Source organism: Belnapia sp. AC561, from assembly GCF_979252845.1.
Map to the genome: position 1 here is coordinate 119,382 of NZ_CEEDBP010000010.1, position 23,695 is coordinate 143,076.

Here is a 23,695-nt window from a genome sequence, read left to right on the forward strand (position 1 = left end):
GGGGACCGGCCGGTGACGGGGACACTGCCCGCCTAAGCGATCAGTCTTCCCCGGCATCGCCCGGCGCGGTTTCCCAACCGAGCCCGGCGATGGTCACGATCCGCCGCCCTGTCATGTCGGGCCGGCACATGATGGCGCCCTGTTCCTCGATGAAGCTGAGGGCGCGGCGGGCGCGGCCGACGGAGCGGGTGCCATAGGCGCGGGCGATGGCGGCGTCGGAGGGGCAGGGGGCTGCGGCAAGCGCAGCCTGTGCCAGCAATAGGAAGACGCCCTGCAGGTCGTCGGGCAACGGGGCGGCCAGCATCAGGGCCTCGGGCCATTCCGGGTGCTCGGCGACCTCCGGCGTCACTCCGGCCTTGCCGACTGCCAGCAACCGGCGGAAGGCGGCCAGGTCCGGCACCTTGCTGCCGAGCTGGTGGATGCGGCAGCGGACCAGGAAGTCTTGGTAGAGCGTCGCCACCGGACGGTAGCCGCTGTCCGGCTCGTGCAGCACCTCGCGCATCACCGCCTCCAGCCGGCGGCGATGGGCGGCGATCTCCTCCGGCGCCGGGGGCGGCAGGGTGGCCGCGGGCGCGGCGGGGCGGGCGGCGGCCAGCTGGGCGAGGATATCCGGCGGTGGCGGGGGCGGGGCACGGCGGATACGGGGAGCTTCGGGCGCCGGCGGCTGCAGGATGATGGCGCGGGCCTCGGCCAGCGGCATCTCCGGCAGGGGGGTGAGGCGGGGTGCGGCGCCGCGGGATTCGGTCTCGACCGGGCCGATCTTCACCGACAGCGGGCGACGGGCCAAGGCCGGGCCGAGCGCCATGAAATGGCCCTGGCGAAGGTCGCGGAATTGTTCGGCCTGGCGCCGTTCCATGCCCAGCAGGTCGGCGGCGCGGGCCATGTCGATATCGAGGAAGGTGCGGCCCATCAGGAAGTTGGAGGCCTCGGCGGCGACGTTCTTGGCGAGCTTGGCCAGGCGCTGGGTGGCGATGATGCCGGCCAGGCCGCGCTTGCGGCCACGACACATCAGGTTGGTCATGGCGCCGAGCGAGAGCTTGCGGGCCTCGTCCGGGACCTCACCGCCGACCATGGGGGCGAAAAGCTGGGCCTCGTCCACCACGACCAGCATCGGCGTCCAAAATTCCCGGTCGACGTCGAAGAGGCCGCCGAGGAAGGCCGCAGCGCGGCGCATCTGGCCCTCGGTATCCAGGCCCTCGAGGTTGAGGACGACGGAGACGCGGTGCTGGCGGATGCGTTCGGCGGCCAGTTGCAGCCCGGCCTCGGAATGGGTGGCAGCGTCGATGACGAGGTGGCCGTAGCGGTCCGCCAGGGTGACGAAGTCGCCTTCCGGGTCGATGATCGCCTGTTGCACCCAGGGGGCACTGCCTTCCAGCAGGCGGCGCAGCAGGTGGGACTTGCCGGAGCCGGAATTGCCCTGGACGAGGAGGCGGGTGGCCAGCAATTCCTCAAGGTCCAGCAGTGCGGGGGTGCCGGCATCGTTCCGCCCGAGATCCACGCTGACCGTCATCCTGCTCCTGCTCGGTTCTGCGGCCTAGGGCTGCCGCCTGGGTCCTAGCCCAGACCGGCACCGCCATAAACCCCAGCCATAAACAACATGTTCATCGTCTTGCCGGATGCTGCACGGGAGCCGAGGCGTGGAGGCAGGACCGATGCAGCTTGAGACGAGCGTCGATATGACGGAGCCGCTGCGGCAGGCCCTGCGGGGTGACATGGGCGGGATGTTCGCCGACCTCCGCAGCTTCGTCGACCGGCGCATCGCGGAGCTGAGTGCCGAGGTACATGCGACGGTCCAGCTGGTGGATTATTCCGAGGAGAACCTGTCCGGCCAGCTCGGCAAGATCCATGAGCAGATCGCCAGCCTGGTCGCCATCCCGGCGGCGACCACCCGCAACAGCGGGCTGGAGCTCGAGGCGGTAGTGCAGGCGACCGAGGCGGCGGCCAATGTGATCATGGAGGCGGCGGAGGAGATCCAGAACTGGCTGGATGGCGGCAACCAGGACCCGGCCTCGCTGCGGGTCGTGTCGGAGAAGGTGAATTCGATCTTCGAGGCCTGCAGCTTCCAGGATGTGACCGGGCAGCGAATTCGCCGGGCGATCCAGCATCTGCAGCAGGTTGAGACCATGCTTGAGGGCATGGTGCCGGGCGCGATCGCCCCGGCAGCCGAGAAGCTGAAGGTCAGCGCGGTGCTGCATACGGTCGAGGAGCCGGCGCAGGCCGGACCGGATCTGGCACAGGCGGAAATCGACCGGCTGATGAACGATTTCTGAGGCGTCCGGGCCGGATCACTCCGGCGGGTAGCAGGGTTGCGTCAGTTTCATTGTGCAAACCCCGTAGGCGGCGACATATGGGCCCCAGCAACAGCTTGGCACCGAATTGATGGACACGCGGACCGCCTTCCTCGCCCATTGCGACGACAGCCTCGGCGCGCTGCGCCAGGAGGGGCGGTACCGGGAATTCGCCCGGCTGGAGAAACTGGCGGGACGATTCCCGATCTATCGCTGGCATTCCGAGACGGGGGTGCGGGAGGTAACCGTCTGGTCCTCCAACGACTACCTGGGCATGGGCGCGCATCCGGCGGTATTGGCTGCGGCGACCCGCGCCATCGCGGAGCATGGCGCCGGGGCAGGCGGCACCCGCAATATCTCCGGCACCTCGCCATTGCATGCGGCGCTGGAGGCGGAATTGGCCAGCCTGCATGGCAAGGGCGGGGCGCTGCTCTTCGGCAGCGGCTATATCGCCAACCAAGCGGGAATCTCGGCGGTGCTCGAGGCGCTGCCGGGCTTCATCGTCTTCTCCGATGCCAAGAACCACGCTTCCATGATTGCCGGCATGCGTGGGGCCAAGGACGCCAGGCGGGTGATCTGGCGGCACAATGACCTGGCCGACCTGGAGGCCAAGCTGGCGGCGGCGCCGGCCGGGGCGCCCAAGCTGATCGCATTCGAGAGCGTTTATTCGATGGATGGCGATATCGCCCCGATCGGCGCGATCTGCGACCTGGCCGAGCGGTACGGGGCCATGACCTACCTGGATGAGGTCCATGCGGTCGGGCTCTATGGAGCGACCGGCGGGGGCATCGCGGAGCGGGACGGGGTCGCGCACCGGGTCGACCTGATCGAAGGGACCCTGGCCAAGGGCTTCGGCGTGCTCGGCGGTTATGTCGCAGGCGATGCGGCGGTGGTGGATTATATCCGCAGCGTGGCGGGTGGGTTGATCTTCACCACAGCGCTGCCGCCGGCGGTCGCGGCCGCGGCGTTGGAGAGCGTGCGGGTGTTGAAGGCCGATCCCGCCCGGCGCGCGGCATTGGCAGCACGGGCCGTGGCGCTGAAGGCGGCGCTGGATGCGGCCGGGCTCGCCCGGCTGGACGGGCCGAGCCATATCATCCCGGTCTGGGTCGGTGAGGCCGGGCTGTGCCGGGACGTGGCGCGGCGGCTGCTGGTCGAGCACGGGATCTATGCCACCCCGATCAACTACCCGACGGTGCCACGGGGAACGGAGCGGCTGCGGCTTTGTGCCACGCCCTTCCATACCGATGCGATGATGGCCGACCTGATTGGGGCACTGCAGGCTGTGCTGCCGGCCGGGGTACGGCTGGCGGCGGAATAGGCCCCATTCGTGCTGGCGCCATCCGGGGATGGCGCCAGGCGAGAACGCTCAGTTCGCGCGCAGCCCGCTGTCGGTGGCGGTGATGGTGCTGGCGACGCAGACGTCGATGCCTCGCAGTTCCGTCGAGCGACCATTGGCCCAGACCACACGGAAGTCGTAGGCGCCAGTATTGGCGGCCCGGTAATTGGTGGCACGGCCGGGTGGCAGCACCGCTTCGCCGAGTTGGTCGTTGCCCCAGCCACTCTGCGAAGCATGGCTGAAGAACAGCCGCTCCACCGTACCGGAGGAGGCATTGACGACGCGGAAGCTGGTATCACAACTCCGCTCCCGCACCACCACGGTTTGGGTCGGCGGCACGCAGCCGGCCAGCGCCAGGGCCAAGCCCATGGGGGCAAGGCCCAGCAGGGAGCGTTTGAGCATTGTGGCGAATTCCTCCGTTCGGTTCGGAACGGTATAATCGCATAGCGCAAGCTGCAACCCGGCGTTTCGCCTGAGACAAGATGGGCGCCTCAAGGTGAATACGCTCTATTCGGCGCGCAACAGTCCATCGAGGATGGTGATGCGCGAGGTGGTGCAGCCATTAAGGTCGCTCATTTCCGCTGCCTGGCCATTCACCCAAACCACCCGGAGGGCATAGGGGCCAAGGCCCTCGAAGCGCAGCGGCATGCCGGCGCGGCTGGGCAATTCACCGCCACCCTTGAATTCCTGGCCAATCAGGTCGCGGCCCCAAGGGGTGCCGACCGGGCTGAGATAGAGCTGCTCGATCGCCTGGCTCGAGAGGTTTTCCAGCCGGGCCGCGGCCTGGGCGCAGCCCGCCGGAGCATTGCCACGGGCACAGGCAGCCAGGAGCAGCGGGGCCAGCAGAGGCAGTAAATGTCGCATCAGGCCGGGTCGATGGGAGACGGTGGGGTACCGCCGGCCTCGATCGCCTCGGCGGCGGCGAGCAGGATGTCTTCCCGGTAGCGACCGCCGACAAGTTGGACGCCGACCGGGATGGTGCCGACCAGGCCGGTGCTGACAGCGAGGCCGGGCAGGCTCAACAGCGGCAGGCCGACCTGCGGAAGCTGGGCCGCGAGGATTTTCTGGAAGCCCTCGAAGCTTTCCACATCCGAATGGTCCGGGAAGGGCAGGGCGCCGGAGACGGGCATCATCGCCACCGGATAGCGTTCCAGGAAAAGCAGCCATTCGCGCAACAGAGTAACGCGACGCTGCAAAGCGTCCTGGAAGTCATTGATATCCGGCTCGGGGCAGAGCCGCTCCATGTAGCCATAGACGGCCAGGGCATCCGGATCGCCCTCCCGCGCAAAGGCCGCACCGCCGCCGCGACGGGTTTCGGCAAGCCAGAGCAGGGCCTGGAGCTGGGCCGTCTCGGCCAGCGGCGGCAGGGTGGCCACTTCCTCCACCTGCCAGCCAGCGGATTGCAGACGCTGGGCCGCATCGCGCAGGGCGGCGGCGACGGCGGGGGCGACCGGCATGCCCTCGGGCGCGATGCAGAAGGCGGCCCGCTTCGGATAGGATGGGCCTTCCAGCGGTGCCGGGGTCCACCAGGGATCGCGGGCATCGGCCGCGCTCATGGCCTGAAGGCCGAGGCGGAGATCGGCGATGGTGCGTGCGATGGGTCCGGAGACGGCCATGAGCTGCGCGCCGATGAAGCGGTCCGGCCCGGTCTGGTTCCAGGCGGGGATGCGGCCGATGGTCGGGCGCAGGCCATGGATGCCGCAGGCATAGGCGGGGTAGCGGATGGAGCCGCCGATATCCGTGCCATGAGCGAGGGCGCCGATGCCGGCCGCGACCGCCGCGGCCGCGCCGCCGGAGGAGCCGCCTGGGGTGATGCTGGGGTCGCGCGGGTTCCGCGTCGCGCCATGCAGTGAGTTGCGGGTGAACCAGCGCAGCGAGAAGGCCGGCGTATTGGTGCGGCCGACGACGACGGCGCCGGCCTTGCGGAGGTTGGCGAGGACCGGGCTGTCGTGCTCGGCAATGGCATCCTTCTGCAGGCGGAGGCCATTGGTGGTGGCCCAGCCGGCCTGGTCCAGGTTGACCTTGACGGTGATGGGCACGCCGGCCAGGGGGCCTGGGTCCTCGCCGCGGGCGAGGCTTGCGTCCACCGCATCGGCGGCGGCCAGCGCCTCGGCCGGGTCGTGCGCGATGACGGCATTGATGCGGGGATTGACGGCATCGAGCCGCGCCAGGGCATCGGCTGCCGCGTCCCGGGCGGAGATCTCGCGCCGGCGGATCAGGCCGGCGAGGTCGGTGGCCGAGTGCCGCCAGAATTCGGTCATGCGAGGCTCCTGTCGCGCTGCAGCATCGTCACGCGCGACAGGAGTCAGGTCAACTGGGCGGGTCTTCAGCTATGCGCGCTGGCCAGCAGGACGACGCCGCCGCAGATCAGGCCGATGGCGGCCAGCTTCTGGGTGCCCAGGGCTTCGCCGAACATGAAGTGGCCGATCAGCGCCACCGCGACATAGCTGGCGGCGGTGCAGGGCAGCGCCACGCTCATCGGGATCTTCCGCAGCGCGACGATATAGAGCAGCGCGGCTCCGCCATAGGCGGCGAGGCCGATGACGGTGGTGGGGCGGAAAAGCTGGGTGATGAAATGGCCCTCGGCCACCGCCCCGGCCTTCAGCAGCACCTGGCCGCCGAGCGAGGTGCAGATCGCCGCGGCGAGCGCGACCCAATAGATGTTCACTGGCGGGCATCCTCCCGCTCGCGTGCCGGGATGACCTGACGGACGACGCCCTGGGGCTTGCCGTTGGCCGAGAGGAAAGCGCGGCCGACATACTCGCCGAGCACGCCGAGGATAAGGAATTGCACGCCCGAAATCAGCAGGGTGGTGGTCATCGAGGAAGCCCAGCCGGAGGGTGTGCCGGTCACCATCGCCTCGAGGACCACCATGGTGGCGCCGATCAGCCCCAGTACACCCATGGCGACACCGGCGAAGATGGCGAGGCGCAACGGCAGGATGGAGAAATTGGTGGCCAGGTTCATCCACAGCATGATCAGGCGCTTGATGGTATAGTTGGAGCGGCCCTCCATGCGGGCGAGGTGCTTCACCTCGATGCTGTCGATGCGCTGCGTGACCTGCATGATCAGCCCGTCCACGTAGGGGTAGGGGCCGCGATACTTGGCAATCTCGGCGACGACGAGGGCGGACATGCAGCGGAAGGAGCAGAGATAGAGGCCTTTCGGCTTGTCCAGCAGCGTATCCGCCACCCGATTGGCGAAGCGGCTGCCCAAATTGCGCCAGCCTTCATGCTTCTTCTCGGCATAGCGGGTATAGACCACGTCCCAGCCGCCGAGGCGGGCATGGTCATACAGCTTCAGGACTTCTTCCGGCGGATTCTGCAGGTCGTCGTCCATGGTGATGACATAGGCGCCGCGGGCATGGCGCAGGCCGGTCATGACCGCGTTGTGCTCGCCGAAGTTGCGCGCATGCTCGATATAGGTGAGCGGGATGGTTGCGGTCGCGGCCAGTGCGCGACAGACATCGCCCGAATTGTCCGGGCTGCCGTCATTGACCAGCACCACCTCCAGCCCCCCGACCGGGGCGAGGGCGGTAAGCGCTTCCACCAGCTTCCCGACGGTGGCGGCGCCGCGATAGACGGGGACGACGATGGACAGCCCCACCGGATGCGCGGGTGGTTCAGCGATGGACAGGCCCATGCGACGGTCCTCGAAACCCATGGTGGTCACCCTCGGTCTTTGCTGGCTGTGGCGAGGACCGAGCCGCCGGCCGGGAATGGCAGCCCTGCCGCCATCAACCGCCGTTCCAGCCTGGTCACGCCATGCAGGGTACGATTGAGCCAAGGCGAAAACGGGGCGACATCTGAGCCGTGGTTGGGCGCGCGTGCCAGAAGCTTGCGTTGCAGCACCATCAGGGGAAGCAGAAGCGCGTTCCAGTAACAAGTCCGGATGGTGGTGAGGCCGGCGGCTGCCAAAAGCGTGCGCGCGCCGGCGGCGGTGAAGCGGCGGGCATTCTGCACCCGCATGTCATGGGCGGAATGCAGCCAGGCAAAGGCCGGCAGGTTGACCAGCAGCAGGCCGCCGGGGGCGAGGACGCGGACCATCTCCGCCAGCGCCGCCTCCGGCAGGACCGCCGCATGGGACAGGACGTCGAGGCTGATGACCGCATCGAAGCTGCCATCGGCGAAGGGAAGGGCATTCACCGTGCCGACCGCGACCGGCGCGCCGGATTTGGCGGAAGCCCGCGTCGCCGCGGCGGGAAAGTATTCAAGGCCTGTGGCGGCCATGCCGGGCAAGTCCTGGCGCAGACGCATCAGCAGTCCCCCGGTGCCGCAACCGGCATCCAGCAGGCGAGATCCGGAACCAAGGCCAGGGGCCTTGGCAAGGGTGGCGATGACATGGGCGTGCAGGGCGCGGTACCACCACATCCCATCCTCGGCCGCATCCATCAGGTCGTATTCGGCTGGTTCCACGGTTTCGTTCTGCACGGGGCCTGGGGCGGGAACAAGGCATTGCGGTGCAGCAACCGTGTGAGCAACTGAAAGGTGACCGCGGCGGCATGCCGTATCCCGGCCGCAATCGGCCAGCAGGATCGGCAGCCGATCCATGACCCCGCCCGACCATATTCCTTCCGCCAGCCTGTCGCTTGTCCGGCCGGGACTGGCCGCTTCGGCCGCCAGATCGCCGTGGGGCTTGCGGCTGCTGGCGCTGTTGCCGGCGCTGGCCTTCCTGCTGACGGTGATCGCCCCGCCACTGAACCATGACGTGGCGGCGGTGCTGAACTTCAGCGAGCGCTGGCTGGCCGGGGAGCGGCTCTATGCCGACCTCATCGATGTCAATCCACCGCTGATCTTCGTCCTCACGCTGGTGCCGGCGGCGATCGGCGCCTGGACGCCGCTGGATACGGTGCAGGGTCTGCTGCTGTGCCTGCTGGCACTGTGTGGGCTGGCAAGCTGGCTGGCGCTGCGGCTGGCACGCGGCCGGGCCGAGTCGCCGGTGGAGGCTGCCGCGCTGGCGGCAGTGCTGCCGCTATTGACTGTCTCGGCCGGCTACGACTTCGGCCAGCGCGAGCATCTCATGGCGATGGCAGCACTGCCTTATCTGCTGCTGACGGCGCGGCGGATGGAAGGGGTGGGGACCGAGTCCCGCCTGGTCCTGGGTGTGGCAGTGCTGGCCGGGCTGGGCTTCGCGTTGAAGCCGCATTTCCTGGCAATACCGGGGCTGGTGGAGGCGCTGGTGCTGCTGCACCGCGGCTTCGGCCGGTCTGGGCTCAAATGGGCCGGGCTCTGGCGCGGCCTGGGCGACGCGGTGCCGTGGACCATGGCCGGCATCTGGCTGCTGTACCTCGCCAGCATCCCCTTGGTCTTCCCGGACTACTTTGGCCATGTGCTGCCCCTGGTCTGGGATTTCTACCTGGACCTGGGCGGCTTCGCCTGGTGGCAGGTGATCCTGACGGAACGCCTCGGCACGGCACTGATGCTGCTGGTGCCGCTGGCGGTGGTGGCCGCGCGTGGCCGCTTCGGGGCGCTGCCCAAGGTGCTGGCGGTGGCGGCGCTGGGGGCCACGGTTTCCGCCGTGGTGCAGCACAAGGGTTGGTCCTACCACGTGGTGCCGGTACGAATCTTCGCCGGGCTACTGGCGGTGGTGATCGGGGCGCGCTGGCTGGAACGCATACTGCCAGTTCGTCAAGCGCTGCGGACGGCGCCGGCGATGGCGGTGGTCGCCGCCTTCGGCATCGGCATCCATAATTTCGCCGGGGCCGAGGCGCCATGGCGCGAGATCACCTGGAGCTGGTCCCGCGCTGGCGAGGTCTCCGCCCTCCTGAAGCGGGAAGCCTATGGCGAGCGGCTGCTGGTGCTGTCACCGGATATCTTCCCGGTGTATCCGGCGCTGAACTACGCTCGGGCACAATCGACGCTGCGGACGATGAACCTCTGGCTGTTGCAGGGCGTGTACAATGCCTGCCCGGCGAATGGCGCGCGCTACCGCGAGAGCTGGGAAATGTCCCGCACCGAATTCTTCGTCTACCGGACGGTGGCGGAGGATTTCTCCCGTGCGCCGCCGGCTGCCATCCTGATCGCCCGAAATCCAGGCATCCCCTGGTGTGGCCGGGAATTTGACGTGCTGGAATATTTCTCCCGACATCCTCTATTCGCCGAGACCCTGAAGCGGTACCGGCCGGCGGCGGAGATCGAGGGCTATCGGTTGCTGCGGCGCGAGGATTAGCGCGTCCGCTTCGACTTGGATTGTGAGACTGATGTGAATACTGCCGGGACGGGAACGACACTAATTCAGCCAGCCGGCCAGGCGGCGGGCTATCGCGCCCTGCCGACCGGCGAGGAGGCGATGCGCGGCTTGGTCTTCGTCGGCATCGGCTACATGGTGATCTCGGCCGCGGATGCCGCGGTGAAATGGGTGTTGCCGGAGATCGGACCCGCCGCGGCCCTGGTCTGGCGCGGGGCGATCGGCGCGCTGCTGGTCTTCTGCTTTGCCCGTGGGCGGGGCCTCATCCCGGTCAACAAGCGGCTGCTGGCGGTCCGCAGCCTGCTGCATTGTTGCATCTCGGTCACCTGGTACTACGCCTGGGTGGCGGGGGTCTCGCTGGCCGACAGCTACGCGGTGGCCAGTGCCTCACCCTTGCTGATGACCCTGCTGGCGATCCCGCTGCTCGGGGAGAAGGTGGGCTGGCGGCGCTGGACCAGCACCGCGGTCGGCTTCTGCGGCGTGTTGTTCATGCTGCAGCCGGGGGGCGAGCTCTGGCGCTGGACTTCCGCCATGCTGCTGGTGGCGACGGCGGCCATGGCACTGACCCGGATCTGGACCCGGGTGCTGACCCGGACCGATCATCCGAATACCATCGCCTTCTGGCTGCTGCTGACGCATGTGCCGGTGGGACTGCTGCTGCTGCCTTTCCCGGGCCTTTGGCCGGCCGGGGGGCCGCCGCCGCTGCTGCCGAGCCTCTTCGGCATCCTCGCGCTCATCGCTTTCGGCCTGGCCAATGGGGCGGCGCAGATGCTCTTCGCCCGCGGCTTCGCGCTGGCGCCGGTCTCGGCCATCGCGCCCTTCGAGTATACCCCGCTGCTCTGGGGCATCGGCATCGGCTACCTGATCTGGGGCGAGGTGCCGGCCTGGACGACGCTCGGCGGCGCCGCGGTGGTGGTTGCCGCCGGCCTCTATAACGTGCATCGGGAAAGGGTGCGGCGCGCCGAAGAGCGTGCGGCGGGGAGGCTGAAGGGTGGCGCTACGCCATAACATCAAGCGCGGCGCCATCTGCATGCTGGCAGCGCATGCGCTCTTCACCGGCATGGGGGTGCTGGTGAAGGACCTCGCGGTGACCATCCCGGTGGTGGAGCTGATGGTCTTCCGCAGCGTCTTCGCGCTGCCGGTGCTGCTGGCGATCCTTTGGCGCTCCGGGCTCGGCATCGGCACGCTGAAGACCAAGCGGATCGGCGGGCATGCGCTGCGGGCCAGCACCGGGATCGCGGCGCAATCCTGCGGCTTCTTCGCCCTGACCCTGCTGCCGCTGGCCGAGCAGACGGCGCTCGGCTTCACCCAGCCGCTGTTCGTGACCATGCTGGCGATCCCGCTGCTGGGGGAGCGGGTCGGGATCTATCGCTGGTCCGCCGTGCTGGTCGGTTTCTGCGGGGTGCTGATCATCGCCGCCGGCCAGGGCGCGCTGGGCGGCGTCGCCGGGGCGCCGGTACTCGGGATCGGCACGGCGGTCGCGCAGGGGCTGTTCTCGGCGCTGACGACCTTGCTGGTGCGGCAGCTCTCGGCGACCGAGAGCTCGACCACCATCACGCTCTGGCAATCCCTGCTGATGGGCGGCTTCACCTTGGTGCTGCTGCCCTTCTTCTGGGTGACGCCAAGCCCGCTGCAATGGCTGCTGCTGATCCTGATGGGGCTGATCGGCGGGGCGGCGCAATGGCTGCTGACCGAGGCCTGGGCCAGCGCACAGGTCTCCTCGCTGGCGCCCTATTCCTATTCGGCGCTGCTTTGGTCGGTGCTCTTCGGCTGGGTGGCCTTCGGCGACGTGCCGGGCTGGAGCATGCTGGCGGGCGGCGTGTTGATCGTGGCGGCCGGCTTGTACATCCTGCACCGGGAGCTGGTTCGCCGGCGGGAAAAGACCGAGGAAACGACGCCATGACGATCCCTTTCCTGAAGCAGGACCCGCTGGCGCATGGCGCGGTGGAGGAGACGGCGCCCGGGGTGCGGCGGATCGTCTGCCCCAACCCCTCCGCCTTCACCTTCCGCGGGACGAATACCTACATCATCGGCCGGGGCAGGGTCGCGGTGATGGACCCGGGGCCGGAGGATGCGGCGCATCTGGCGGCCATTCTGGCGGCGACGGCGGGCGAGACCATCACCCATGTGATCATCACCCATACCCATCGCGACCACTCGCCGGGGGCGCGCCCGCTGGTCGCGGCCACGGGGGCGATGACCTATGGCTTCGGGCCGCATATGACCCCGCCGGATGCGGGCGGCGAGGGCGGCGACCATGGCTTCCACCCGGATGTGCGGGTGGGCGATGGCGAGAGGATCGAGGGGGAAGGCTGGGCCCTGACCGCACTGCATACGCCGGGGCACTGCGCCAACCACCTGTGCTTCGCGCTGGATGGCACCGGGGTACTGTTCAGCGCCGACCATGTGATGAGCTGGTCCACCAGCGTGGTCTCGCCGCCGGATGGCGACATGGCGGATTACATGCGCAGCCTGGCGCGCTTGCAGGCGCGTGACGACACCATGCTGCTGCCGGGACATGGGCCGGCGATCACCGACCCCAAGCCATTCCTTGCCGCACTGGCGGCGCATCGGCTGGAGCGTGAGGCGCTGGTGCTGCAAGCCTTGCGGGCCGCGGGGCGGGCGACACCGGCCGAGCTGGTGCCTCCGGTCTACGGTGCGTTGGATCCGCGGCTGGTCGGGCCGGCGGGGCGAAGCCTGCTGAGCCACCTCCTCAAACTGCAGGGCGAAGGGCTGGCCCAGCGCGACGGGGACGCCTGGCGACCCGCTGCGATGCAGTAACGAGGCATGTATATAAATACTGGACTGCCGACCGCTGATCCGCGATTTTATAACGGAATCGTCGCGGGATAGGGTTCGTCATGGACGGAGGAGTGCAGCTGCTGGGGCTGGCGCCGGACGCCACCCGTCCCGTGGGACTTGCCCGGGTTTCGGGCGGCACAATGGAACAGCTTCGCCAGGGGAGTGTCCAGGAACAGCCAAAAGGGCCGGCCCAGGCCCAGCCGCAGATGCGGGGCCCGCAGGCGACGTCGGGGATGCCGCCGGCAGCCGCGCCGGCCGGTTGGGCAAGCCTGCTCACGGCGCGGGTGAGGCAGGTGGCCGGGCTGGATGCATCCCGCCCCGTCGCGCCAGGCACCGAGGAAGGCTGGGCCAGCCGGCTGAAGGCTCATGCGCTGCGGTCCGGGTGGGACCGGGTGGAGCAAGCCCGTGTGGCGACACCGGCCACCGACCCGATCGCCACCTTCGCCGCCGCGCTGAACCTGCTGCGGGAGCAGCTGGAGCGGGAAAGGCATCGCGCGGATGCCGCTGAAAAAGGCGGCCAGTCGCGCATCGCCGCGGCCGAAGCCCAGGTGGCGGCCGCCGAGCGGCAATTGCGCGAGGTCCAGGCGATGCTGGCCCGGCGCGAGGGCGACCTCGGCGTTGCCCATGGGCGCATCACGACGATCGAGGGCCATCTGGCCGGCGCCATGCGCCGCGCCGAGCAGGCCGAGGGTGAGGCCAAGGAGGCCAAGTCGGAACTGCGCCGGCTGCGGTCGCGCGGGCTTTGGGCCCGGATCTTCAACGCCGATTGATTAGCCTCGGGCGGTCAGCGTTCCGGCGTGCGGCTGTCCATGCCGCGGAAGCAGATGAGCGGACGCGCCCCGCGCTCCGCCGGGGACATGGCAAGCCAGCCCTGGAATTCCGCCAGAACCTTGGCGGTGATGGTGGCGATCTTGTGCCGGAAGGCATCCTCGAAGCTGAAGTAGCGCAGCTCCTCCAGCTCCCCGCTGCCCTGCAGCCTGCCATGCGCGGCATCGCCTGGGGCGATCAGGAAGCGGGCGTTGAAGCGGCGGAAGCGGTTGGGTGGCGTTACCGCGCGGCAGAGGTAGTCCACCACCCCGAGCTCCGGCAGCAGCCGCGCACCATCCATCCGGCCTAAGACGAGGCCGGTTTCCTCATGCAATTCGCGCGCAGCGGCGATGCCGATCGCCCGCGCGAGGGAGGGGGCGGCCTGGCGTTCCAGGCAGGCCCGGGTGAAATCCGACAACTCGCTGAGTGCCGGGGCGCGATGATCCGGGCGATCCACCCTTCCGCCGGGAAAGACCAGCACATTCGGCATGAAACGGTGCGAGGCGTGGCGGAGGCCCATCAGCACCTCCGGCCCCGCCGCGGTCTCGCGCCAGAGGATGAGGCTGGCGGCGTTGCGCGGGGTGACGGAGCGGGTCGAGGCGCGCTTCGCTTCGGCCGGGCCGCCGGGATTATCGTCGGTCGGGTGCTCGATCGCTGCCGCGTTCTCAGTCAAGCGACAGGCCTTGCAGCTTGAGCCAGGTGCGCAGGCCGAAGCGTTCGGGGACGGAAAGCTGGCGGGCGGCATTCACCGACCAGCCGCAGCCCTCGGGCGCCGGGCCGTGGATTTCCGGATAGCGCGGCTTGGCCGGGGGACGGGCGGCATCATAGGCGGGCAGTGCGGCTTCGAGGCCGGTGTCGTCATAGGTTTCCCGGTGCACCACCAACGGCTGCGGCAGGCGGGGGGAAAGCCAGTTGCGCGGGCCGGTTGGCCAGCCGAGAGTCAGTCCGGCGACCGGGAAGACACCTTTGGGCAGGCCGCAGAGCGGAGCGATCTTCTCCACGTGGTTGCGGACATAGCTGATGGGGCAGGTGCCGAGCCCGGCGTGTTCCGCCGCCATGACGGTGAAGCCCAGCGCCAGGGCGGCATCGGCCGTGGCATTGATGAAGGTATCCACGTTGTCGTTGGCGTGGTCCCGGCCATGCAGGGTGGCAACACGGCGGCCGCGGCGGATATCGCCGCAGAACAGCAGGAAGACCGGGGCCTGCTTGATCCAGTCCATGCCGCCGATCCAATCTGCGATACGGGCGATCTTCGCCGCATCCTGGATGACGATAATCGAATATTGCTGAAGATCCGACTTGCTGGGCGCGGACTGGGCACCGGCGAGGATCGTCTGCAGCAGCGGCTCCGGCACCGGCTCGGCCGCGTAGCGGCGGGTGACGCGGCGGTCGAGCAGCGCGGCGAGGGCCGGGGCGACCTCGGGCGCGGGGGCGAAGGGGAGCGGGGCATTCGGCTGGATGCCGTAGCGGCCGCGGATCAGCGCTTCGGGGGCATTCTCGGACATGAGGGGAGGATGGCAGGGGATCGGGGTGACGCCCAGCCCCCTGGGCATGCCCGGTGACGCGATCTGCATCGTTTCAGCGGACGCGCACGACCCAGGCATCGGCCACCGTCACGCCGGCGCCTTCTGCCCCGATGATGAGCGGATTGATCTCGGCCTCGGCGATATCCGTCCGGGCAGCGAGGCGGGAGACGGCGACGACGGCCTGGGCGAGGGCCATAAGGTCGCCGCGCGGCAGGCCGCGCCAGCCGGCAAGGGGCTTGAGGCCCTTCACCTCGGCGATCATGGCTTCGGCTTCGGCGAGATCGACCGGGGCGAGGCGGAGGGTGACGTCGCGGAACAGCTCGGCGGTGACGCCGCCGGTGCCGAGCAGGACGACCGGGCCCACTTCCGGGTCACGGCGGAAACCGAGGATGGCCTCGCCAAGGCCCTTGACCATGGGCTGCACCAGGAAGCCGGTCAGGCTGGCCTCCGGCGCCATCCGGGCGACGCTGTAGTGCATGGCCGCGGCTTCCTGCTTCAGCGCCTCGGCATTGGCGATGCCGAGCTTCACGCCGCCGACCTCGGTCTTATGCGCAAGGTCGGGGGAGAGGATCTTGAGCGCGACCGGATAGGGAGTGACGGCGGCATCCTGTGGGCTGGCCAGCACGGCGAAGGGGCTGGCAAGGCCGAGGGCGGCGAAAAGCCGGCGGGCATCGGCCTCGTCTGGATGGGGGGGCAGTTCATGTGAAACGGCGGGGGCGGCGGTTTCGGCGCGCGGGGCAGTCCAGTCGCACCAGGCGCGGATGCAATCGGCAGCGCCTTCGGGAGTGCGGAAGGCGGCGATCTTCTCGGCCGCGAGCAGGCTGAGGGAGGCATCGGCCTGGGGAACCAGGAAGGCGGCGCTGGGCTTGGCACCCCCTGCGTCCCGGGCGCGGAGGATGCCGGCGACCGCATCCTGCGGCTTGAACTGGGCGGAGGAGCCGATGACCGAGAGCACCAGGTCGGTGTCCTCGGCGGCCTGGAGGGCGCCGATCGCGGCCGCCACGCGATCTGGCTTGGCGCCGGCCAGGGTCAGGTCCAGCAGCCGGCCGTGGTGGTGGATGCCGGCGGCGTCCAGCAGCGCTGCGGCGGCGGCATCGGGGGCGCGGGCCTCGATGCCGAGGACGCCAAGGCAATCGACGGCCATGGCGCCGCCGCCGCCGGTGGTGGTGGTGACGCCGACGGCGCGATGGGCCTTTGCCATCGGGCGGCGGCCGACCAGCAGGGCCGGCAGTTCCAGCAGGCCTTCGAGCGTCGCGACGCGGGCGATGCCATGGGCGCGGAAGAAGGCTTCGGCGGCGGCGTCCGAGCCGGCGAGCGCACCGGTATGGCTGGTGGCAAGCTCCGCCCCATAGGGGCTGCGGCCGAGCTTGTAGGCGATGACCGGCTTGCCCGCGGCATGCGCTCGGCGGGCAAGGTCGGCGTAGTGCTCGGGCGCGCGGATCGCCTCGAGGAAGAGCAGGATGGCATCGACGTTGGGGTCGTCGACCAGCAGGCCGGCGACCTCGCCGGCGGTCAGGTCGGCCTCGTTGCCGGTGCCGATGATATGGGAGAAGCCGATGCCGCGCGGGGCGCCGCGCGACATGATGGCGCCCATCATGGAGCCGGACTGGCTGACCAGGACGAGGCGGCCGGCCGGCAGCGACGGGGCCTCCAGCGCGGCATTCACCGAGCAGGCGATGCGGGCGTTGAGGTTGATGAGGCCCATGGAATTCGGGCCGAGCAGGCGGAGGTTGGCGGCGCGGGCGGTGGCCAGCAGCCGGGCCTGCAGCGCAGCGCCCTCGGGCCCGGCCTCGGCGAAGCCATCGGCCAGGACGCAGGCGGCGGGGATGCCCTTGGCGGCGATGGCATTCACCACGCCTTCGACATGCGGGGTGTTCAGCAGGATATAGGCGAAGTCGACCGGGCTGGGGATATCCGTGACGGTTGGGTAGGCGCGTTCGCCGAGCACCTGGGATTCGCGGGGGTGGACCGGGTAGATCTCGCCCTCGAAGCCGTGCTTCCTGAGGTAGAGCTGGGCGCGGGCGGTCAGCCGCGTCGGGTCGGCGGAGGCGCCGATGAGCGCGATGCGCCGGGGTTCGAACAGCGCGTCATGCAGGGCGTTCATCGGACGGTCCTCGGTTGGCCGGCCTGCACGAAGCGGGCCGGCCGGTCGGCTTACAGCGGATCCCAGCTGAACACTTCACCCGACCGCTCCAGCGGCACGAAGAAGCTCTTCAGCGCCGGCAGGGCGTGCTCGGCAAGGCTCTCGGGGGTCCAGCCCTCGGCGGCGTGGATGCCGCGGATCGGCCGGTTCTGGCTGAACAGGAAGAGCTCGTTCATGCGCGGTCCGAAGATCTGGCCGTTCACCTCCTTGGCGGCGTCGGAGGCGAGGAAGACCGCGAGCGGGGCGTTCTTTTCTGGGCCCATGCGCATGATCTTCTCGACGCGGGCCTTCTGCTCGGGCGTCTCGGCCGGGATCGAGCTGGTCATGCGCGACCAGGCGAAGGGCGCGAGGCAGTTGGAACGGACGTTGTAGCGCTTCATGTCGAGGGCGATCGACTTCGAAAGTGCTGCGATGCCGAGCTTGGCGGCGGAGTAGTTCGCCTGGCCGAAATTGCCGATCAACCCCGAGGTCGAGGTGATGTGGACGTAGCTGCCGCTCTCCTGCTTGCGGAAATGCGTCGCCGCATGGCGGGAGACGTAGAAGCTGCCGTTGAGGTGGACGCCGATGACCGCGTCCCATTCCTCCTGCGACATCCGGTGGAAGATCTGGTCGCGCAGGATGCCGGCGTTGTTCACGACGATGTCGATGCGGCCGAAATGGTCCATCGCCGACTGCACGATCTTGCCGGCGCCGTCCCAGGAGGAGACGCTGTCGGTGTTGATCTCGGCGGCGCCGCCGCGCTGCTCGATGATCGCCTTGGTCTGCTGCGCCGGGGTGGCCGAGAGGCCTTCGCCGGTCAGCGAGGCGCCGATGTCGTTGATGATGACCTTGGCGCCGGCCTGCGCCATGTGCAGCGCGATCTCGCGGCCGATGCCACCGCCCGAGCCCGTGACGACCGCGACTTTACCATCCAGCATGCCCATGGGCGTTCCCTCTCCGTTAGTTGGCTACCTATTCCTAGACCCGTGCGGGCCAGACGTGAAGCGGGGGGCGTAGGGCGGTTGCCGCTTCGGTGCCGCCACTGCATACCCGCAGGGGTTGGATGGGGGATGGCGCTTGGCACTGGTCACGCTGGAGGCGGTGGGCAAGACATTCCGGGGACGGGCCGGGTCCTGGGAGGCCGTCCGCGGCTTCTCCCTGGAGCTGGCGGAGGGGGAGTTCACCTGCCTGCTCGGCACCTCGGGCTGCGGCAAGACCACGGTGCTGAACCTGCTGGCGGGCTTCGAGGCGCCGACCACCGGCCGCATCCTGCTGGACGGCGTCCCGGTGCGCGGCCCCGGCGCCGAGCGCGGGGTGGTCTTCCAGGGCCATGACAGCCTGTACGATTGGCTGAGCGCGCTCGACAACATCGGCTTCGGTCTGCGCCTGCGCGGGGTGCCGAAGCGCGAGCGGCGGGCGCGGGCGGGGCATTTCCTCGCCATGGTCGGGCTGGAGGGGCAGGGGGCCAAGCACCCGGCGGAGCTCTCGGGCGGGATGAAGCAGCGCATCCAGATCGCCCGGGCGCTGGCCGCCGACCCGCGGATATTGCTGATGGATGAGCCCTTCGGCGCGCTGGATGCGATGACCCGCGCCACCCTGCAGGGCGAGCTGACCCGGATCTGGGCGGAGACGCGGAAGACGGTGCTCTTCATCACCCATGACATCGAGGAGGCGGTGGCGCTCTCGACCCAGGTCGCGGTGATGACGCGGGGGCCGGGCGGAACGCTGAAGGCGGTGATCCCGGTCGATCTGCCCTTCCCGCGGGACCGCACCTCGGACGGCTTCATGGCGGTGTTCCGCCAGGTGCATGCCCTCATTCACGCGGAGATCCACTCGTGAACCGCGACGGCGCGACCACCCTGCTTGGCTATCTTGCGGGCTTCGTCCTGCTGTTCCTGGTCTGGCACCTGGCGGCGGTGCTGCTGGTGCGCTCCACGCTGTTCCCGCCGCCCTGGCCGGTGCTGGAGCGCGGCTGGGTACTGCTCGAGGACGGGCTGCTGCAGGAGAGCGTCCTCGCCAGCCTGCGGCGCATCCTGCAGGGCTTCCTGCTGGGCAGCGCCATCGGCATCCCGCTGGGGCTGGCCATCGGAAGCTTCCGCTCGGTGCGGCTGCTGCTGGAGCCCTGGACCGAGTTCTTCCGCTTCATCCCGGCCGTCGCCATGATCACCGTCTCGGTCATCTGGTTCGGCATCGGCGAGGAGAGCAAGGTCTTCCTCATCGCCTATACCACCGTCTTCGTCGTCATCATTGCGACCGCCGCCGGCGTCGGCGCGGTGACGCCGGACAAGATCCGCGCGGCGCAATGCCTGGGCGCTTCCCGCTTGCAGGTCTTCGCGTTGGTGGCGCTGCCGGCGACGGTTCCCTTCATCCTGACCGGCATGCGGCTGGCGATGGCGAATTCCTTCGTCACCATCGTCGCGGCGGAACTCGTCGCCAGCAACGACGGGCTCGGCAAGATGCTGTGGGACGCCCGGCTCTTCATGCAGATCGAGGATATCTTCGTGGCGCTCGTCACCCTCGGGCTGCTCGGCTTCGCCACCGACCGCGCCTTCCGCCTGCTGATCCGCGCCTTCGCCGGCCGCTACAACCCGACCATGTGAGGAAACGCCCGATGCTCCGCCGCACCTTGCTTGCCACGCCCGCCCTGGTCGCCGCCTTGCCCGTGCGCGCCCAGGGCACCATCAAGATGACCATCGCAACCGGTGTCGACCCGTCCTTCGCCCCCTTCTACGTCGGGCGGGAGGGCGGCTTCTTCGAGCGCAACGGCCTCGACGTCACGGTGAATACCGGCCCCTCGGGCAGCGCCATGGTGGCCTTCCTGATCGGCGACCAGGTGAATGCCGCCTTCGGTGCCGAGCAGGCCGGCGTCTCGGCCCATATCCGCGACCCCAACGTGGTCGTGGTGGCGGAGGGGACGGCGCTGCTGCGCTGGATCAGCGTGCTCGGCCGCAACGTCGAGAGCATGGAGGCGCTGAAGGGCAAGAAGGTCGGCGTCGCGCGCGGCACCGGCAGCGAGACCTTCTGGCTTTCCGTGGTGGCCAAGCAGGGGCTGAACCCAGCCGACTACACCATCGTGAACGTCGAGGCGCCGGAGATGGTGGCGGCGCTGGAGCGGGGCAACATCGATGCCTTCGCCGTCTGGGAGCCCTGGCCGACCCGGGCGCTGCGTGCCATCCCGGGGACCAAGATCCTGCTCAACAACGAGAGCATCCAGATCGTCCGCAACTTCATCTACATGAACAAGGCCTGGGCCGGGGCGAACCCCGAGGCTACCACCCGCTTCCTGCGCGCCCTGGTGCAGGCGACCGCCTTCCTCGAGAGCAACAAGACGGAGGCGGCGCAGCAGGTGGCGCGCTTCCTGCGCCAGGACCGCGGGCTGATGGCCGAGCTCATGACCAAAGTGCGCTACCCGCTGGATCTCACCGCCGATTCGGTCGCCAACGTCCAGCTGGCGATCGACCAGCTCCGCGGCATGGGCCGGCTCGGCAAGGAGGTGACGCCGGCGCAGGTGATCTGGGCCGACCCGCTGCGGGCTGCGGCGCCGGAGCGGGTGACGATCTAGGGTTCGTCCGGCTAGGGTTCGTCCGGGCGGGCGGCACGGTCCGCCCGGACCCTGGCCCTCAGGCCTTCGGCTTGCCGGCGATGATGCTGCCGGCCAGCGTCTCCGGGTTGCGTTCCCACCAGCGGCCGGCATCGACCCAGGTGATGAAGTCGAGCACGGCGCGGTTGAAGGCGTCGGGGTCCTCGAGGTTCATCGTGTGGCCGCAGCGCGGCATGACCAGCAGGGCGCTGGTGCTGATGGTCCGCTTGAGGAAGAGGCCGGGCTCCAGCGTCGGGTCGTCCTCGTCGCCGCAGATCACCAGGGTCGGCAGCTTCATGGCGCGGAAGCCGGCCTCCAGCTCGAACAGGCTGGGGCGCTCGCGCTGGCAGCCGCGCATGGTCAGCACGGCGCCGTCGGTGTCGTGCTCCGACAGCTGCGACATGAACTCGGCGTAGCCGCGCGGGTCCTTCTCCTCGAAGACCAGGCGGGTCGGGCCGCGGCCATAGGTGCGGGCCATCTTCCACATACCCTCGGCGGCGATCCGGTCGGCGGTCGCATCGACCTCGGCGCGGAACTGGGCCTGCTTGCCCGGCTGGGCGCCGTAGCCGACGCCGGCGGCGGTCAGGCTGCGGGCGAGGTGGGGGTAGCGGAGGCCGAGGTGCAGGGTGGCGAAGGCGCCCATGGACAGGCCCACCACATGGGCCGGGGCGAGGCCGAGCTGCTGGATCACCTCGGCGATGTCGTCGGTGGCGCGGTCCTGGGAATAGGCGCTCTGCTCGTGTGGGACGGCGGAGGGCGGGTAGCCGCGGGCGTTGAAGGCGATGCAGCGGTAGCGCCGGGCGAAGAAGCGCATCTGCGGCTCCCAGGCGCGGGCGTCGCCGGCGAATTCATGGACAAACAGCAGCGGCGTGCCGGTGCCGGCCTCCTCGTATTGCAGCTCGACGCCGTCGGCGGTGGTGATGCTCGGCATGGTCCAGGGTCTCCCTCGGGGCGGAGCCTAGCCCCAGGAGGAGGATTTGGGCGAGGGGGGCTTCAAAGAGGACCCGATTGGTCCTATTTAACCGGTCGTGGAGAAATCACCGTGCTGAGGCTCTCGAAGCTGACCGATTATGCAGTGGTGGTCATGGCGCGCCTGGCGCGCGATGGCGCCCTGCCGGATGGCCAGGTGCAGACTGCGCCGGGCCTGGCGCTGGGCACCGGCATCGCCGAGCCGACCGTGTCCAAGGTGCTGAAAAGCCTGGGCCAGGCCGGCCTGGTGGAGGGCCTGCGCGGCGCCCGGGGCGGCTATCGCCTGACCCGGACGCTGGACCAGGTGCCGCTGTCCGAGGTGATCGTCGCCATCGACGGGCCGATCGCCCTGACCGCCTGCGTCGATGGCGGGCTTGGCAGCTGCGAAGCCGAGAGCATCTGTGCCATCCGCGGCCGCTGGGATCCGGTGAACGAGGCAATCCGCCGGGCGCTCTCCGGCATCACCCTCGCCGATCTCGCCAGCCCCCCACGGCGTGCCCCCGTCACCATGCTCGCCCAACTCGTCGCCGAGTAGGAAACCCAATGCCCGCAGTTGCCGAGACACTCGACACCGTCCAGTCCGTTACCGAGGGTACCTACAAGTGGGGCTTCTCGACGGATATCGAGATGGACTTCGCCCCCAAGGGGCTGAACGAGGACATCGTCCGCTTCATCTCCGCCAAGAAGAATGAGCCGCAGTGGCTGCTTGACTGGCGGTTGAAGGCCTATGCCACTTGGCTGAAGATGGAGGAGCCGACCTGGCCTTCCGTCCATTACCCGAAGATCGACTTCCAGGATGCCTACTACTATGCGGCGCCGAAGCAGAAGATCGGCCCGAAGTCCCTGGACGAGGTCGATCCCGAGCTGCTGAAGACCTATGCCAAGCTCGGCATCCCGCTGAAGGAGCAGGCGATCCTGGCGGGCGTCGAGGGTGCGGGCGACAGCCCCTCCGAGAGCGGGCGCATGCCGATCGCGGTCGATGCGGTCTTCGATAGCGTCTCCGTCGCCACCTCCTACAAGGAGCGGCTGGCGAAGGACGGCATCATCTTCTGCGCCATCTCGGAGGCGGTGCACGAGCACCCGGAGCTGGTGAAGCAGTACCTCGGCAGCGTGGTGCCGCAGGGCGACAACTACTATGCGGCGCTGAACAGCGCGGTCTTCACCGACGGCAGCTTCGTCTACATCCCGAAGGGCGTCCGCTGCCCGATGGAGCTCTCCACCTACTTCCGCATCAATGCGAAGAGCACGGGGCAGTTCGAGCGCACGCTGATCATCGCCGACGAGGGGGCGATCGTCTCCTACCTCGAGGGCTGCACGGCACCGATGCGCGACGAGAACCAGCTGCATGCGGCGGTGGTCGAGCTGGTGGCGATGGACGACGCGCGCATCAAGTACAGCACGGTGCAGAACTGGTACCCCGGCGATGCCGAAGGCCGCGGCGGCATCTACAACTTCGTCACCAAGCGGGCGCAGTGCCGCGGCGCGCGGTCCAAGGTGAGCTGGACCCAGGTCGAGACCGGTTCGGCCATCACCTGGAAGTATCCGTCCTGCGTGCTGCTCGGCGATGACAGCGTCGGCGAGTTCTACTCGGTGGCGATCACCAACAACCACCAGCAGGCCGATACCGGCACCAAGATGATCCATGTCGGCAAGCGCACGACCTCGACCATCGTCTCCAAGGGGATCTCGGCCGGCAAGGGGCAGAACACCTACCGCGGGCTGGTCCGCGTCGCGCCCACCGCTTCGGGTGCGCGCAACCACACGCAATGCGACAGCCTGCTGATCGGCGACCAGTGCGGCGCGCATACCGTGCCGTACATCGAGAACCGCAACATGACGGCCAAGGTCGAGCATGAGGCGACCACCAGCCGCATCGCCGAGGACCAGCTGTTCTACTGCCGCCAGCGCGGCCTGTCGGAAGAAGATGCCGTCGGCCTCATCGTCAATGGCTTCTGCCGCGAGGTGCTGAAGGAGCTGCCGATGGAATTCGCCGTCGAGGCCCAGAAGCTGCTGCAGATTTCGCTCGAAGGATCGGTCGGCTGAGCCCCGAGGGGCACAGCGGCCAACAAGGACTCTGAT

The 23,695-nt window shown here is 69.1% G+C and carries 24 protein-coding genes; 12 read left to right on the forward strand and 12 right to left on the reverse strand.

What is annotated here, in order from left to right; genetic code table 11:
* Positions 1-40: 40 nt before the first annotated feature.
* Positions 41-1,510 (reverse strand): helicase HerA domain-containing protein, encoded by a 1,470-nt coding sequence (locus tag AC0IW9_RS11025; RefSeq protein WP_471648284.1) that lies wholly within the window; start codon positions 1,508-1,510, stop codon positions 41-43.
* Positions 1,511-1,652: 142 nt separating this feature from the next.
* On the opposite strand from AC0IW9_RS11025, the gene AC0IW9_RS11030 reads away from it, so the two are divergent.
* Positions 1,653-2,270, forward strand: coding sequence for a hypothetical protein (locus AC0IW9_RS11030; protein WP_471648285.1), 618 nt, complete (start codon positions 1,653-1,655; stop codon positions 2,268-2,270).
* A 109-nt stretch (positions 2,271-2,379) separates the two neighbouring features.
* Positions 2,380-3,606 carry a 5-aminolevulinate synthase gene (hemA, locus tag AC0IW9_RS11035; RefSeq protein ID WP_471648286.1) on the forward strand — a complete coding sequence of 409 codons (1,227 nt, stop codon included), beginning with the start codon at positions 2,380-2,382 and terminating at the stop codon, positions 3,604-3,606.
* 48 nt (positions 3,607-3,654) lie between these two features.
* On the opposite strand, the gene AC0IW9_RS11040 is transcribed toward hemA, so the two are convergent.
* From AC0IW9_RS11040 to AC0IW9_RS11065, 6 genes are all read right to left on the reverse strand, one after another.
* Positions 3,655-4,026 (reverse strand): hypothetical protein, encoded by a 372-nt coding sequence (locus AC0IW9_RS11040; RefSeq protein WP_471648287.1) that lies wholly within the window; start codon positions 4,024-4,026, stop codon positions 3,655-3,657.
* Positions 4,027-4,131: 105 nt separating this feature from the next.
* A complete protein-coding gene (locus AC0IW9_RS11045; RefSeq protein ID WP_471648288.1) occupies positions 4,132-4,488 on the reverse strand; it encodes a hypothetical protein in 357 nt (118 codons plus the stop codon).
* Positions 4,488-5,885: an amidase family protein gene (locus AC0IW9_RS11050; protein WP_471648289.1), complete on the reverse strand. Its 1,398-nt coding sequence runs from the start codon at positions 5,883-5,885 to the stop codon at positions 4,488-4,490. The genes AC0IW9_RS11045 and AC0IW9_RS11050 overlap by 1 nt, the downstream gene beginning before the upstream one ends.
* A gap of 65 nt (positions 5,886-5,950) precedes the next feature.
* Complete coding sequence (locus AC0IW9_RS11055) at positions 5,951-6,292, reverse strand: DMT family transporter (protein WP_471648290.1); 342 nt, start codon at positions 6,290-6,292, stop codon at positions 5,951-5,953.
* Entirely contained in the window at positions 6,289-7,266 is a 978-nt protein-coding gene (locus AC0IW9_RS11060) for a glycosyltransferase family 2 protein (RefSeq protein WP_471648291.1), read from the reverse strand. Before AC0IW9_RS11060 ends, AC0IW9_RS11055 begins: the two co-directional genes overlap by 4 nt.
* A gap of 26 nt (positions 7,267-7,292) precedes the next feature.
* Entirely contained in the window at positions 7,293-8,039 is a 747-nt protein-coding gene (locus tag AC0IW9_RS11065; protein ID WP_471648292.1) for a class I SAM-dependent methyltransferase, read from the reverse strand.
* Between the two features lie 133 nt (positions 8,040-8,172).
* On the opposite strand from AC0IW9_RS11065, the gene AC0IW9_RS11070 reads away from it, so the two are divergent.
* The 5 genes from AC0IW9_RS11070 (at position 8,173) to AC0IW9_RS11090 (ending at position 13,382) form a co-directional block, all read left to right on the forward strand.
* A complete protein-coding gene (locus tag AC0IW9_RS11070; RefSeq protein ID WP_471648293.1) occupies positions 8,173-9,792 on the forward strand; it encodes a hypothetical protein in 1,620 nt (539 codons plus the stop codon).
* Between the two features lie 33 nt (positions 9,793-9,825).
* Positions 9,826-10,818, forward strand: coding sequence for a DMT family transporter (locus AC0IW9_RS11075; protein WP_471648294.1), 993 nt, complete (start codon positions 9,826-9,828; stop codon positions 10,816-10,818).
* Positions 10,802-11,713, forward strand: coding sequence for a DMT family transporter (locus AC0IW9_RS11080; protein WP_471648295.1), 912 nt, complete (start codon positions 10,802-10,804; stop codon positions 11,711-11,713). Before AC0IW9_RS11075 ends, AC0IW9_RS11080 begins: the two co-directional genes overlap by 17 nt.
* Positions 11,710-12,591, forward strand: coding sequence for an MBL fold metallo-hydrolase (locus tag AC0IW9_RS11085; RefSeq protein WP_471648296.1), 882 nt, complete (start codon positions 11,710-11,712; stop codon positions 12,589-12,591). Before AC0IW9_RS11080 ends, AC0IW9_RS11085 begins: the two co-directional genes overlap by 4 nt.
* A gap of 80 nt (positions 12,592-12,671) precedes the next feature.
* Positions 12,672-13,382 (forward strand): hypothetical protein, encoded by a 711-nt coding sequence (locus AC0IW9_RS11090; RefSeq protein ID WP_471648297.1) that lies wholly within the window; start codon positions 12,672-12,674, stop codon positions 13,380-13,382.
* Positions 13,383-13,396: 14 nt separating this feature from the next.
* Here AC0IW9_RS11090 and AC0IW9_RS11095 read toward each other — a convergent pair whose 3' ends face one another.
* From AC0IW9_RS11095 to AC0IW9_RS11110, 4 genes are all read right to left on the reverse strand, one after another.
* Complete coding sequence (locus AC0IW9_RS11095; protein ID WP_471648298.1) at positions 13,397-14,092, reverse strand: NUDIX hydrolase; 696 nt, start codon at positions 14,090-14,092, stop codon at positions 13,397-13,399.
* Complete coding sequence (locus AC0IW9_RS11100) at positions 14,085-14,924, reverse strand: nitroreductase family protein (protein ID WP_471648299.1); 840 nt, start codon at positions 14,922-14,924, stop codon at positions 14,085-14,087. The genes AC0IW9_RS11095 and AC0IW9_RS11100 overlap by 8 nt, the downstream gene beginning before the upstream one ends.
* A gap of 73 nt (positions 14,925-14,997) precedes the next feature.
* On the reverse strand, positions 14,998-17,049 hold the full coding sequence (locus AC0IW9_RS11105) for an acetate--CoA ligase family protein (protein WP_471648300.1): 2,052 nt from the start codon (positions 17,047-17,049) through the stop codon (positions 14,998-15,000).
* 50 nt (positions 17,050-17,099) lie between these two features.
* Entirely contained in the window at positions 17,100-18,005 is a 906-nt protein-coding gene (locus AC0IW9_RS11110) for an SDR family NAD(P)-dependent oxidoreductase (protein ID WP_471648301.1), read from the reverse strand.
* A gap of 139 nt (positions 18,006-18,144) precedes the next feature.
* Between AC0IW9_RS11110 and AC0IW9_RS11115 the strand changes: the two genes are divergently transcribed.
* Genes AC0IW9_RS11115 through AC0IW9_RS11125 form a run of 3 tightly spaced genes read left to right on the forward strand, consistent with a single transcriptional unit; the run spans position 18,145 to position 20,629 of the window.
* The gene (locus tag AC0IW9_RS11115; RefSeq protein ID WP_471648302.1) at positions 18,145-18,906 is read left to right on the forward strand and encodes an ABC transporter ATP-binding protein; all 762 of its coding nucleotides are present in this window, start codon (positions 18,145-18,147) and stop codon (positions 18,904-18,906) included.
* The gene (locus AC0IW9_RS11120; protein ID WP_471648303.1) at positions 18,903-19,667 is read left to right on the forward strand and encodes an ABC transporter permease; all 765 of its coding nucleotides are present in this window, start codon (positions 18,903-18,905) and stop codon (positions 19,665-19,667) included. The genes AC0IW9_RS11115 and AC0IW9_RS11120 overlap by 4 nt, the downstream gene beginning before the upstream one ends.
* Positions 19,668-19,678: 11 nt before the next feature.
* Positions 19,679-20,629, forward strand: coding sequence for an ABC transporter substrate-binding protein (locus AC0IW9_RS11125; RefSeq protein ID WP_471648304.1), 951 nt, complete (start codon positions 19,679-19,681; stop codon positions 20,627-20,629).
* Between the two features lie 58 nt (positions 20,630-20,687).
* Here AC0IW9_RS11125 and AC0IW9_RS11130 read toward each other — a convergent pair whose 3' ends face one another.
* Positions 20,688-21,578, reverse strand: a complete 891-nt coding sequence (locus tag AC0IW9_RS11130; RefSeq protein ID WP_471648305.1) for an alpha/beta fold hydrolase — start codon at positions 21,576-21,578, stop codon at positions 20,688-20,690.
* Positions 21,579-21,689: 111 nt separating this feature from the next.
* Between AC0IW9_RS11130 and AC0IW9_RS11135 the strand changes: the two genes are divergently transcribed.
* Both AC0IW9_RS11135 and sufB read left to right on the forward strand, forming a co-directional pair.
* On the forward strand, positions 21,690-22,151 hold the full coding sequence (locus AC0IW9_RS11135; RefSeq protein WP_471648306.1) for an SUF system Fe-S cluster assembly regulator: 462 nt from the start codon (positions 21,690-21,692) through the stop codon (positions 22,149-22,151).
* A gap of 8 nt (positions 22,152-22,159) precedes the next feature.
* Positions 22,160-23,659 carry a Fe-S cluster assembly protein SufB gene (gene sufB / locus AC0IW9_RS11140; protein ID WP_471648307.1) on the forward strand — a complete coding sequence of 500 codons (1,500 nt, stop codon included), beginning with the start codon at positions 22,160-22,162 and terminating at the stop codon, positions 23,657-23,659.
* Positions 23,660-23,695 lie beyond the last annotated feature (36 nt).